Raw genomic sequence first — 13,134 nt, 5'->3', positions numbered from 1 at the left:
AAGATGAAATATTTCATTTTTCATTCAAGAATAAAATATAGATTTTACATTAAGGCCAGTCACAAATAAACAAAACTGATGAGTGAAGATGCAAAAACTTTAAAAATTCCTTTTATTGAAGGAGATGGAATAGGACCTGAAATATGGAGTGTTACAAAAAGTATCATTGATACAGCTGTTAAAATCGCATACGATAACGATAGGTCAATATCTTGGATTAACGTGCCAGCTGGAAATTCTTCCTTTATTGAATCTGGAGATCCTTTACCAAAATCGTCTCTAGATACATTAAAAAAATACAAAGTTTCGATAAAAGGACCGCTTACAACCCCTGTTGGTGGAGGTTTTAGATCAATTAATGTTCAAATTCGACAAAAATTAGATTTGTATGCTTGCGTTCGACCAATGAAATATGCAGAAGGTGTTGCTTCTCCAATAAAAAATCCAGCGGATATTGATATGGTAATTTTCCGGGAAAATACGGAGGATTTATATGCCGGAATAGAATTCGATGTAAACTCTCCTGAAGCCAAATCACTGATTGATACTATTGAGAACACTTTTAAACAAACCAATATTCGATTCCCGAATTCTAGTGCTATAGGTATTAAATTAATTTCACAAGAAGGCTCAGAAAGATTGGTGAAATCAGCAATTCAATACGCTGTTGAAAATAAATTACCATCCGTAACAATAGTTCATAAAGGGAATATTATGAAGTTTACAGAGGGCGGATTTAAAAATTGGGGCTATGAAACAGCCAAAACATTTTTCCCTGAAGTGACTTATACTTGGGCCGATTTTAATGAAGTTAAAAAACTAAAAGGAGAAGCAGCTGCTAAAGAATTTTTACAAAATAATGCGGCAAAAGGAAAAGTATTAATGCAAGATAGAATTGCAGATGCTTTTTTTCAAGATATATTATTACATCCTAAGAATCATTCTGTAATTGCTGCAACTAATCTGAATGGTGATTATATATCAGATTCAGTCGCTGGTTGTATCGGAGGAATAGGAATCTCGCCTGGAGCGAATATTAATTATGAGACTGGTTGTGCTGTATTTGAAGCTACGCACGGAAGTGCTCCTGATATTGCAGGAAAAGATATTGCAAATCCACTATCACTTATTTTTTCGGGTGTGATGATGCTGCGTTATGTGAATTGGAATGAAGCAGCCGATTTAATTGAAAATGTAGCTCTCAATTTAATATTGAAAGGGAAAGTAACGGCAGATTTACTTGAAGATAAATCAAAAGGTTTAGCATGTTCTGAATTCGGTAACACATTCGTTAAAGAAATGAATTCATTTCAATTAAGTGGATTAGCAACTAAAAATTAAGTTCTCAAAATGCAAGAAAAATCTGCTTTTCGATCAATAATAGGGCTGAAATGCCCGCATTGCCGAAAGGGAGATATGTTCGTTCGTCCTGGATTATTTGTGTACAAGGATATCTTTTTGATGCACGAAAATTGCAAAGTCTGTGACCAAAAATTTGAGATTGAACCAGGTTTTTGGATAGGTGCATTGTGGACTTCCTATCCCTTTATTGTACTCATTATTTCTCCATTTATACTTATGGCGATTTCTGGAGAGGATATCAATATCTGGTTTTTGGTCGGTTTAATGGTTGTTTCTTTACTGATGTTGATTCCTTTAACCATTCGTTTAGGAAGGTCTATTTGGATTCATATTTTTGTGCGGTATAAAAAATAGAATTCAAGGCAATTTTCAAGAACTAATAATCAATTCGAATCTCATTAAATTTATAATATTCCAGATTAATGGTATGTGTCAATGTATCGAGAATATTATTCTTTTTTGAAATAGTCTGGTAAGTTAAGGTTGTACCTTCATAAGGAGCCGCCCAATAATGTATTGTGTCATTTTCTATACACCCCGTATAATCATAAAAATTATAATGTTTTGAATATGAACTTTTAAGCCATAATGAATCGGTTTCATCGTAACAATCCGTATTATTCAATACAATCTTACCATAAGGTATCGGATCTAACGCAAATGTTATTTTATTCCTCGAATTTTCGCTTAAGGGAATACTTTCTTTATACTGAAATTGATAGGGGATTAGATAGCCTCCAATTCTCGGTAAAATAATGAGCTTAAAATCAGTCTGATTTAGCCCAACACGTTCCTTAAATTCAAAATACCCGAAATCGTCAGATTTTCCCATGTCCTTATTACTATGTTCGTGACCAAAAGGACCTTTTGACAGATACTCAAGTTTAAAGTTAGCAGGTACAGGATTACCCGTTCTACTGTCGATCAATTGAATTTTAGCCACAAGCCAAAGTGGACTTATGGCTTTTTTACATCCAAAAAATAGGCCCATTGTTAAAGCACTACAGACAATTATTAGTTTCAGCTTCATAAGTTAGGATTTAACCTTATAACGCAAAACTATTCAGAAAGGTTTGTAATTGAGTAGTTTAAAACTACTATAGTTCACAATCCGTGACTATTGTTTCGGTCATAATTGTTTGTGCTGGAATATCACCTTCATCGCAAAGTACTTTAGCGTCGTCCTTTTTCATTCCTTCTATAATAGAATCAGTTTTAGTTTCGTAATTTTTTTCAAGGCCAGTATATTTTTCAGTACAAGTGCATGTATGATTTTTTTTACAAGCAGTAACAATGAATAAAATGCCAAATAAAATAAAAGTTAGTTTTTTCATATCTTAATAATTAAATTTTCCGGACCCAATTAATTGCATAGAGTCGTTTTCATAGAATTCAAAAATGTAAATACCTCTTGTTCCTGTAAAAGGAAGTAGTGCTGTATTTGAGTAAATTTCTTCTTGTAATATCAATTGTCCTGTTAATCTGTATATTTTCACCAAATTGCCATTTTTGACATCTGCTTGTTTGATACTGATTTGATTCGAATTGGGTTGGCTTGTGATTGTAATAAGATTAGACGAACTTTCTTCACCAATGGTTAATGGACCGAATAAACCAATTGTTTTACAAATAGTGTCAGTACATCCGTTGTCAGTAAGAGCTACCATGCAAGCGTCAAATTCTCCTCCGTAATTGTAAGTGTAAGTTTCTAAAAGCGGATAAGATTCGTAAAATGTCCCACCTTCAGTTGCTTCTGGTTGGAAATAGAAAATCGTATCAGCAATTGGTACCAATGGGTTTGCAAAATATAACGAAGTATTCACAAAAGTTACGGTAGCAGGAGCAGTGCCAATATATCCCCATTCAATTGGATCAAGATCATCTGAAATGACATCAAAATTGGCAATTGGATTTAAGGAATCAACAGTAATTGTTTCGGATAAGGTATTCCCATCATTATCTGTAACAGTGATTCTATAATCTCCAGGATTTAAACCGCCCCAAGTTGAACTCATTGATGTTTCACCTGTTGAAAGATTTTCCCATTGATAACTATAGTCCGGAACACCGCCACTTGCAGAAGCATATACAGATCCATTTCCGTTTTGATAATCATAAATCCTGCAATAAGCAGATTCCGAGCCCAATTCAACAAACCTCAATTCTTCTTGTGAGAAAGTCGTCAACCCTGTAAATAAATAGAAAAAAGATAATAATAATTGTTTCATAGATATTAAGTTAAGTATTGACAAATCTAATAATTAAATTATTATATCAGTAGCCATCCTTAGAATTCATTAAATCAGGACGCTTAACTTTAAATATTTAGAAATTATCTAATGATTTACTTTAACAATTTTGATGATTTCCGCTCAATCCGCAAAACATAAATGCTTATTGCGGGATTCAATAATCTTCCGAATCTAAAATCGTTAACTTTATCTGCAAATTAATACGTGTAGTTTAAGATAAAGTATGATAAAAGAAGAATGTATTGTATTGGCCAATCTTTCAGTTAATGTTGTTGAAGCAGGTGAAGGTTACCCAATACTTTTTCTTCATAACGGTGGTGGTTTTTGGCAAAGTTGGCAATATCAAATGGAGTATTTCTCTTCGAATTACAAAGTTTATGGAATTGATTGGCCGGGTTGTGGTGAATCCGAATATCCAGGTCAACCTTTGACTTTAGAAATTATAAATAACGTATTGACTGCTTTTGTTGAAAAAAAGGGAATTGAGTCCATGCATCTAATCGGGAATTGTATTGGTGCTTCATTGGCGCTCGATTTTACGATTCGAAACCCAAAAATCATCAATAAACTCATTTTATTTAATATCTGCCCAGGTGATTTAATGTTGCCACGCATCGTGAATAAATCTTGGGTTGCAAAACTAGATCCTTTCTCTAAAGTGAAGAAACGAACGATGATTGCCTTGAAAATTATTTCCCCAGGATTTATTGTTAGGCGTGTTTTTCCGAAGATACTTTTTGGTAATTCTATAAAATCGAATGATCCACTTTTTAAAAAGTATCGTTTAAAACAAAAGCAAAAAAATCAGCAACAATCAAGAGTTGATTTGTTTTTTAGTGCGCATTCATTTAATTTAGAACCTATAATTAAAGGACATATTATTCCAAATCATCTGCTTTTATGGGGAGAGGAAAATAGTGTTGCAAAATTAGATACCTATGGTTACGAGAATTATAAGACCTTAAAGTCAGATGGTTTTCATATTATCCCAAACGCTGGTCATCTGTGTTCATATGAAAAGCCAGATGAAGTAAACGCTTTGATTGAGGCTTATTTAATATCTAAAAGCTAAACTTATGCATGCGAATTGGCAAAGAGCTTTAACACTCAATGAAAAACTTTACGGTATTGGTGAGGAATTGAATCCTCCATTCGCAATGCAGTTTATTATTAAAGGTGATAATATAATTGATCCCCGACTATTTAATCTTGCAATTGATCAATTAGTGGATGCTTATCCCATGCTTTCATTAAAACTTGAACATAAAAAATGGAGTTATAAAGGCGGAAAACCGTTAGTACTCATACATAACAAACAATGTCCTGAAGATTTTTCAAGTCCTCTTTATAGAAAAAAAATGAATTCAAATAATGGAGAATGTTTTGAATTCCATCTCTTTCAAACAGAAGTTACCACTATTGTAATTAGAATATTACATAGTGCAATGGATGGTATAGGTGCAATGAAAATGATTACAACAATGTTTGCGATATTAAAAGGAGAAACTGCAGAAAAAATATCAATTCATCCAACTGAAAAAGAACTACGGAATCAGATTAAAGTAAGGCCAGCAACAAATGGGGGAGGTTTCACCAATAAATGGTCAGGATTAAGACCAACGGAGACAGGTATTTTAAATGATTTTTCAACACTTTTAATGCGTTTTCCATCCAAAATTGACAATGGTATTGCAAAGCTGGTAAAATGGTATGCGAGAGAAACCAATTCAACAGCGCAGTTTTTAATTCCTGTAAATTGCAGAAGACATGGTGCTTACACCGAGGTATTGTCAAATCTTAGTTTGCCGATTTATTTAAAAACAGAGCCAAATCAATCAATCAATGAAATTCAAGCTGAATTATTAAAACAATTGGCAGCAAATAGGGAATTAGGAGTAGACCCACTCGAAAAAATAGCCAATTTATTACCACTGTTTGTTTTAAAAAGAATGTTTGCTAAAAAAGCAGGACGTTCTTTTAAATCGAATAAATATGCAATGAGTGGCTATATTTCAGACTTAGGATTTATTGATTTAGATACTTTGTCCTTTGGAGGTTTTAATGCCTTAGATTTTTATTCTATTCCAGTTTACACTTCAACAATTCCAATCTGTTTTTCTGTCGTTCATCATAAATTTGGAACGCGGATCTGTTATAGCCTATCTTCTAAATACAATGCTGATAATATTAAATCAAGCCTGGAGTCGATGCTAAAACCTGAGAAGTCAACAGAATCACACTCCGATGTAGGAATTCTTATATCACCATTAGAATTGGAGATCGCAGAAATTTGGTCAAAGTATTTACAAGAACTAGTCACAGAGAATGACTTTAATGTTTCGTTTACATCCTTAGGAGGAGAGTCTCTGAATTTACTTTTTATAGTCGAAGAAATAGGAGGGAAGTATTGTAACAATAAACAAGGGTTGTTTTTGTCGGAAGTATTGAAACAAGCAGGATCAATTTCCATCCGACAAATGGCCGAAGCTCTTCTAAAATTTAAATCCTAAATATGAAATTATCTTTTCTTTTTGGAGCATCTGCTCAAACGATGGTTCGGCTAGCCATTCAAAATAAAGCAAAAATTTCAATTCGTTATATTCCACGATTTTTCGGGCATTTATTAATGGGGATTTTTAATTCAATATTGGCTATTCCAGATCTTTTTTACCGAGATAAAGGGTTTCCTGAAAATATTGTATTTATTATGGGGCATTATCGTTGTGGGACCACTCATTTACTTAATTTAATGTCTGCAGATAAATCTTTTATTCCACCTTCGACTTATCAAACCATATTTCCAAATTCATTTTTAGCAACTGAAAAGTTGTTGACTCCTTTATTGGATAAAGTGGGGCCAGGAGTAAGGGCAATGGATAATATGGCGATGCGTATGGATAGTCCGCAAGAGGAAGAAATTGCAATGGCTGCTCTTGGTGCACCAACACCTTATTTAATCGCGCATTTTCCTGAGACAGGCTTAAAATATTCGTCTTGTTTGACGTTTAAGGATTCTGATGAGAAGACGATTATAGAATGGAAGAGAAAACATCTGAAATTTGTTCGGAAATTGGTAAAAAAGAACGGGAAGTCAGCAGTGATTCTGCTAAAGTCACCAGCGAACACAGCTCGAATTCCATTGTTACTGGAAATGTATCCGGATGCAAAGTTTGTTCATATTCATCGGGAACCTTATAAAACGATTCAATCCTCAATCCATTTATACAATACTTGGTATAATATGGCGAATTTTCAGTCAATAGATGGGCTAAGATTGAGAAGGAATGAGACTGTTTTGGAAACTTACGAAGAAATTAATAAACGTTGGATAGAAGATAAAGTATTGATTCGTTCTGATCGACAAATTTCAGTTTCATTTAAAGAGGTTCAACAAAATCCAATTGATACAATTCAGAAAATATATAATCAATTGGGTTATCATTTAAATCAAGAATTACTTAAGGATTATCTCGGAACAATTAAAACATATAAAAAGAATGATTACGAGCCTTTGAGTGATGATTTAATTAATCAAATAAATAATCGATTAGGGTTTGTTTTTGAAGAATTCAACTATGAACAAAAATCAATTTAAACGAGTTCAATAACTGTTGGCTTTAGTATGAAATTGTCAATTTTCAACTCCCAACAATTGTCGTCTATAGCACAGAACCCTAGCCTTGAGAAGTGTTCCGAAACAATAGTGTTTTTTTCACTGTGCAAGTATTCACCAATTAAGGAATCAATTCCTATACTTTTACAAAAAGTAACCAATTCGTTTAGCATCATTTCTTCAACACCACGTTGAATGGCTCTGCAACTCATGAACCAATTTTCAATAAAGATTGATTTATGATCCATTTGTTTTAATACGACAACTGCAATAAGGCCATAAGAACCAAATTTATCTTCCAGTGTTACCGTTTGCACAGCGTAGTTCGAATCCTTTAAAATTCGTTCCAGGTCTGTTACATTATAACGTTGAGTGCGCAAATTAAATTGATTCGAGCGCATGCTTAATTCTGAAATACGACCGATATTCACGGAAGTTAGTGGAGCTATTTTCGCCTTTAGATTAAGACTTTTTAAATAATCATCAATTGAAATTGTTTCAGAATTTAAAGCGTTTCGCGCTTTATTTTGAACGAAGAAATTAGTTCTATCAAATTCATTAGGACTTGGTGTATATATCGGGAAAAAATTCATTGCTCTCAGATAATCTGGCACATCGGCTAAGTCTTCAGGAATTTCTGGAACAGTTACATCTGGAAAACTCTGTTGTACAATTTCCCTTTCAACCGGATTATCATCAATGAAAACCATAGAATTATAATCGATATTTAAGGTCTCCTTTATATATTTAATATTCTCTGCTTTATTCGACCAATTCGCAACAAAAACAGCAATGTCAGATAAAGAAAGTACCATATTCGGATGTTTTATAAATGGTTCTTCCGCCATTTTTTTCGTGTTTTTACTACAAATTGCGAGCAAAATGCCATTTTCTTTAAGTCCTAAAGCCCAATGTTGAATGGCTGAATAAATTAAGCCGTTCCCGTCTCCACCAATTTGAATTCCTTCTAAACCATCGTCACCTATAATACCACCCCATAACGTATTGTCCAAATCCAAAATCAAACATTTTTTAAAACGTCCAAAACAGGAGCCTATAATCCTAGATAATTCCCATGAAATTATTGCCTCAGTATTACTAGTATAAGGCAAGTCTACAGAATTCAACATACCGTTATTTCGACATTTTTTTAAACCTAAGTAGGAGAGGTAGGTAGCTTTGTCGAATAGAATTTGATTCGGTTTAAATTCTGCTAATTTATCGTTGATTTTGCGTATTTGATAGACGAACCCTTTTTCATTCGAGGCATTAAAGATGCCGTCATAATCCAATTCGTAATTTTCATGAATCAGAATAGCTTCAGGAAGGTGTGAGGATATTGCTTCTTGGACTTTGTTAAAATGACTTATTGTGTTCTCTGAAAGTTTTGTACCATCAATAAACCATTGTTTACGTAAAGCTTCTAGTGAATTTAAAAGTACAATAGCATCCGGTTGAAAGGCGATTAAAGCAGAATCTGGATTAAACAATTCATGTTCAACCTGGTTATATTGTCCTTGATAGAGCGAAGCACTAATCCCATTCGTATGTAATGATTTTTCCAAAAAAGGAGCAAGCATATTCGTACTGCGGTATCCAATAATAGCTAACTTTATTTTACTGTTGTGTTTACCATCAGCATTAATAGCTCTTAACGAATCGGGTGTGACATCAAAATTCATACATCTAAGCTAAAAAAATCTTATTACAATCAGTTGTATTTTTTGATTTTTGCGGAATCCACAAATACTAAAAAGTGATTTGCAAAATTCAATTATTGCAAAGATTATGAATTAGATATCTTTACTTTATTATCTTGGGAAAAATGAAAATATTATTAACAGGAGCGACCGGGTTTTTAGGCTATCGTTCTTTAGAGAAGTTAGTTGAATTAATTGACATTGAGCAAGTGATTGCGAGTGGACGAACTTTAAAAGCTTCACATACAGTAGGTCACGAAAAAGTAACCTATCGTTTAGGGGATTTAGAAGAAGTTGCTTTCGTAGAAAGTATTACTGAAGATATAGATATTATAATTCACGCGGCGGCATTGTCATCACCTTGGGGAAAGCGTGAAGAATTTGAGCGTGCGAATGTTTTGACCATGCAAAATTTATTAAAAGCTGCAAAAAAATACGACGTTCAGAAAATAGTTTTTATTTCTACACCGAGTATGTATTTTGAAATGAGGGATAAGTTTGATATTAAAGAGTCTGATCCATTACCTTCCAAATTCATTAATGCTTATGCAGAAACAAAGAGGTTAGCAGAAATTGAATTAGAAAATTCAGGAATTCCATATGTAATTTTAAGACCAAGAGCATTGACAGGAAGAGGTGATACTGTTATTATGCCGCGATTAATTCGCGCTTATAAAGAAGGTCGACTGAAGATAATTGGTGATGGTAAAAATTTAGCTGATCTTACAGCCGTTTCAAACGTTGCAGATGCCATATGTTTAGCTTTAAAAGCGAATGGCGACGCAATGAATAATACTTATAATATATCGGACGGAAATCCTGTTGTTTTATGGGAGTCCATTGCTAAGGTTCTTCTCCTTTTAGGTCATGAACCACCGTCAAAAAATGTACCATTCTGGTTAGTAAAGACGATTGCCGGTGGAATGGAGAATTGGACGAGATTAACGACAATGAAAGAACCAACCTTGACTAAATATGGTGTTGGAACATTGGCGAAATCTCTTACAATGGATATTTCTAAAGCAAAAACACTATTAGGATATTCACCCAAAATGAGTACAGATGAAGCGATTCATGAATTTGTAAATTGGTTTAAGAAGAATGAAGAAAGTTAAATTACATCTAAATTATGCTGGGCATTGCCTTTCGAACGAACATCACGCAATTCGTGGTGGAAGAAGACGAGAGATTGAATTCCAAGCACTATGGGGCTTAATTGAGCATCCTGAATTTGGAAATGTTTTATATGATACAGGTTATACTTCTCGTTTTTTTGAGGCGACTAAAAACTATCCCAATAAAATATATGCGAAAATAACAAAGGTCATTATTAATAAGTCTGATGAAGTTGCGTCGCAATTAAAATCCAATAATATCGACCCAAAATCTATTAATCATGTGATTATAACTCATTTTCATGCTGATCATGTAGGAGGAATGAAGGATTTTCCAAACGCCTTGTTTTATTGCTCCAAAGTTGCACTAAAGCATGTTATGAATATATCCAAAAGCATCGCTTTTTCAAGAGGGGTATTGAAAAGTTTATTACCTGATAATTTAAAGGATAGGGTACATATCATTGAAGATCATTGTACTGCCCAAAAGGATGAAATTCTAGGTAAAACTTTCGATTTATTCGGAGATGATTCAATTAGGATAGTGGAATTACCTGGACATGGAGCTGGACAAATTGGTGTTTTATTAGAAACACAAAAAAGGCCATATTTTTTAATTGCAGATGCATGTTGGCTCAAAAAATCCTATCAAGAAATGATTTTACCTAATCCTATTGTGAGGCTGTTTTTTGATTCGTGGAAGGATTTTAAAAATAGTTTAGCAAAAGTTAATAGGTATTATAAGGACAATCCTGAAGTAGTTATTGTTCCTACACATTGTTCAGAATCAACAAATCCATTAGTTTCATCTAAAATAGATTTTGATGTCCTTTAAAAGCAAACTCTTAGGTGATTTTATAGCACTACGTTTCTTACGATGGCGGCATAAAAAATCGTTAAAAAAATTACAAGATAGAGGCTGGAATAAAATGCAGGCAGTTTTAGAAAAATCTGAATATTATCAGGGGTATACAGCTCAAAATCTACCATTAACAGAATATCCTATTATCAATAAAGCTATTTTCATGGATAACTTCGATGCGATTAATACGCGAGGTGTAAAATTGAAAAATGCTTTTGAAGTTGCGAGAGAAGCAGAAGAGTCGAGAAATTTTGCACCGATGATTGAAGATATTACTATTGGTCTATCAACAGGAACAAGCGGTAATAGAGGCGTCTTTTTAGCGACTGAATCAGAACGAGCACAATGGGTCGGTTGTATTTTAGACCGTGTCATTGGTTTTTCACTGAAGCAACGAAAAGTAGCCTTTTTCCTAAGAGCGAATAGTAATTTATACAGTTCCGTAAAATCAAAATTATTATCATTCGAGTTTTTTGATTTGATGCTACCAATGACTGAACATATTAATCGAATTAATACGCTGCAGCCTACGATACTCGTTGCACAGCCTAGTCTTTTAATCGAATTGGCAAGAGAAGTAGAGATGGGTAACGTCAATATTTTTCCTCAAAAAATTATATCAGTGGCGGAAGTACTCTATCCAGAGGATGCTGTATATTTAAGTCGTGTTTTTAACCAGAAAATCCATCAAGTTTATCAGTGTACTGAGGGACTTTTAGCAACAACTTGTAGTGAAGGAACCTTGCATTTTAATGAAGACTTCTTAATTATAGAAAAACGTTATTTAGATGAGAAAAAGGAACGTTTTTTTCCGATCATAACAGATTTAAAAAGAAGCACACAGCCAATAGTTCGGTACGAATTGAATGATATCATTCATGAAAAGGAAAATTGCCCATGTGGCAGCCCTTTTACAGGTATAGCTCAAATTGAGGGAAGGGCTGATGATGTATTGAGATTTAAAACACTCGAAAATATTGAAAAAACAATATTTCCTGATTTTTTCAGAAGAGCGATAGTTCAGTCTCACGATTCAATAATTGATTATACATTAGTACAAACAGAAGAAAATAGATTAGAATTATTTATTGATAGTGCGGAGGTGATTCGTAATATGGCAAAGTCTTCAATACAAAAATTATTGACTGATAATGGAATTAATGCAGTTGATATTATAACAGTGAATGAAAGGCACCACGAAAAAGGTAACAAATTAAGAAGGATAAGAAATGATTACTGGAAAACCAATTAAAATAGTTGCCATGGGAACATATCTCCCTAAAAAGGTGTCTTCTTCAGAAATAGAGGATCGTTATGGCATTCCTTCCGGTTGGTCAGAAAAGTACTCAGGTGTTTCCAATCGTCATATGGTTACGACAGAGTCGAATGGTTTTATGGGAGCACGTGCAGCTGAAGAAGTATTGTCGAAAGCTAATATGGGTTTAGATCAAATAGATATGTTGCTTTCAGCAGGCGGAACTTTTGATTATCCTTTACCGAATCAAGCATCTATAATTAAACACGAATTAAAGGATGGAGCCTTGTATGATTTTCCAGCGATTGATATAGATAGTACTTGCTTGAGTTTTGTTGCTAGTTTAGATTTCGCATCAAGACTATTAGACGGTAAAAGTTTGAAAACAATATTAATCGTCTCAGCTGAAATATCATCTAAAGGATTGAATACTAAAAACTGGGAAACAACTACATTGTTTGGCGATGGTGCGGCAGCTGCAATTGTTCAATATGACGAGGAATCAAAATCACTATTTATTAGAGGAATCCAAAAAACATATTCAGTCGGGACTTATCATACCTGGATTCAGGGTGGGGGGAATCAGTATTTTTTTAAGGACAATCCTTATGATGAGAAATTACATTCGTTTAAAATGGATGGAAAAAAATTATTACGATTGGCAAAAGAGAAAATTCCTCTTTTTGTTGAAGACCTTTTTCGCGACTTAGACATCAACATTGAAGAAGTAGATGTTATTGTACCGCATCAGGCATCAAAGTTTGGAATGAAAATTTTTGATTCACTATATTCATTTAAGAAGGGGCAAGTAAAAACCAGTTTAGCTCTTTATGGTAATTGTATCGCAGCCTCAATACCACTTACACTTTCAGACTGTATTGATTCTGGTGAAGTAAAACGTGGTGATTTATGTTTGTTAATTGGAACATCTGCTGGTTTTTCAATTGGAGGCATACTTTTTAAATATTAAAACCT

Annotated in this window: 13 protein-coding genes; 9 read left to right on the top strand and 4 right to left on the bottom strand. The window is 33.7% G+C overall.

The features are described from left to right. The first annotated feature begins 78 nt into the window (after positions 1 to 78). The gene (gene icd / locus T367_RS21210) at positions 79 to 1,341 is read left to right on the top strand and encodes an NADP-dependent isocitrate dehydrogenase (protein ID WP_051568321.1); all 1,263 of its coding nucleotides are present in this window, start codon (positions 79 to 81) and stop codon (positions 1,339 to 1,341) included. Between the two features lie 9 nt (positions 1,342 to 1,350). After that, complete coding sequence (locus T367_RS0103455; RefSeq protein WP_027418603.1) at positions 1,351 to 1,716, top strand: DUF983 domain-containing protein; 366 nt, start codon at positions 1,351 to 1,353, stop codon at positions 1,714 to 1,716. Between the two features lie 22 nt (positions 1,717 to 1,738). Here T367_RS0103455 and T367_RS0103450 read toward each other — a convergent pair whose 3' ends face one another. The 3 genes from T367_RS0103450 to T367_RS0103440 form a co-directional block, all read right to left on the bottom strand. After that, a complete protein-coding gene (locus T367_RS0103450; RefSeq protein WP_027418602.1) occupies positions 1,739 to 2,392 on the bottom strand; it encodes a hypothetical protein in 654 nt (217 codons plus the stop codon). Between the two features lie 67 nt (positions 2,393 to 2,459). Continuing rightward, positions 2,460 to 2,696 (bottom strand): hypothetical protein, encoded by a 237-nt coding sequence (locus T367_RS0103445; protein WP_027418601.1) that lies wholly within the window; start codon positions 2,694 to 2,696, stop codon positions 2,460 to 2,462. 3 nt (positions 2,697 to 2,699) lie between these two features. After that, positions 2,700 to 3,590, bottom strand: a complete 891-nt coding sequence (locus tag T367_RS0103440) for a PKD domain-containing protein (protein WP_027418600.1) — start codon at positions 3,588 to 3,590, stop codon at positions 2,700 to 2,702. A gap of 247 nt (positions 3,591 to 3,837) precedes the next feature. Between T367_RS0103440 and T367_RS0103435 the strand changes: the two genes are divergently transcribed. The 3 genes from T367_RS0103435 to T367_RS0103425 are packed head-to-tail and all read left to right on the top strand — an operon-like array spanning position 3,838 to position 7,209. Then, complete coding sequence (locus T367_RS0103435) at positions 3,838 to 4,686, top strand: alpha/beta fold hydrolase (protein WP_027418599.1); 849 nt, start codon at positions 3,838 to 3,840, stop codon at positions 4,684 to 4,686. Positions 4,687 to 4,690: 4 nt separating this feature from the next. Beyond that, entirely contained in the window at positions 4,691 to 6,124 is a 1,434-nt protein-coding gene (locus tag T367_RS0103430; RefSeq protein ID WP_027418598.1) for a hypothetical protein, read from the top strand. A gap of 2 nt (positions 6,125 to 6,126) precedes the next feature. Further along, positions 6,127 to 7,209: a sulfotransferase family protein gene (locus T367_RS0103425; RefSeq protein WP_027418597.1), complete on the top strand. Its 1,083-nt coding sequence runs from the start codon at positions 6,127 to 6,129 to the stop codon at positions 7,207 to 7,209. Here T367_RS0103425 and T367_RS0103420 read toward each other — a convergent pair. Continuing rightward, a complete protein-coding gene (locus T367_RS0103420; RefSeq protein WP_027418596.1) occupies positions 7,206 to 8,909 on the bottom strand; it encodes an HAD-IIIC family phosphatase in 1,704 nt (567 codons plus the stop codon). The genes T367_RS0103425 and T367_RS0103420 overlap by 4 nt on opposite strands. Before the next feature lie 143 nt (positions 8,910 to 9,052). On the opposite strand from T367_RS0103420, the gene T367_RS0103415 reads away from it, so the two are divergent. From T367_RS0103415 to T367_RS0103400, 4 genes are read left to right on the top strand one after another with little or no spacing between them, the layout of a single operon-like run. Continuing rightward, entirely contained in the window at positions 9,053 to 10,042 is a 990-nt protein-coding gene (locus T367_RS0103415; RefSeq protein ID WP_035842270.1) for an NAD-dependent epimerase/dehydratase family protein, read from the top strand. Then, positions 10,029 to 10,877, top strand: a complete 849-nt coding sequence (locus tag T367_RS21205; protein WP_051568319.1) for an MBL fold metallo-hydrolase — start codon at positions 10,029 to 10,031, stop codon at positions 10,875 to 10,877. Before T367_RS0103415 ends, T367_RS21205 begins: the two co-directional genes overlap by 14 nt. After that, a complete protein-coding gene (locus T367_RS0103405) occupies positions 10,867 to 12,156 on the top strand; it encodes a F390 synthetase-related protein (RefSeq protein WP_027418594.1) in 1,290 nt (429 codons plus the stop codon). Before T367_RS21205 ends, T367_RS0103405 begins: the two co-directional genes overlap by 11 nt. Next, complete coding sequence (locus T367_RS0103400; protein WP_027418593.1) at positions 12,134 to 13,129, top strand: 3-oxoacyl-ACP synthase; 996 nt, start codon at positions 12,134 to 12,136, stop codon at positions 13,127 to 13,129. Before T367_RS0103405 ends, T367_RS0103400 begins: the two co-directional genes overlap by 23 nt. Positions 13,130 to 13,134: the final 5 nt, after the last annotated feature.

This window comes from Crocinitomix catalasitica ATCC 23190 (genome assembly GCF_000621625.1).
Taxonomy (GTDB): domain Bacteria; phylum Bacteroidota; class Bacteroidia; order Flavobacteriales_D; family Crocinitomicaceae; genus Crocinitomix; species Crocinitomix catalasitica.
Note: the sequence above shows the minus strand (reverse complement) of the source record. Positions and strands in the feature narration are given on the sequence as shown.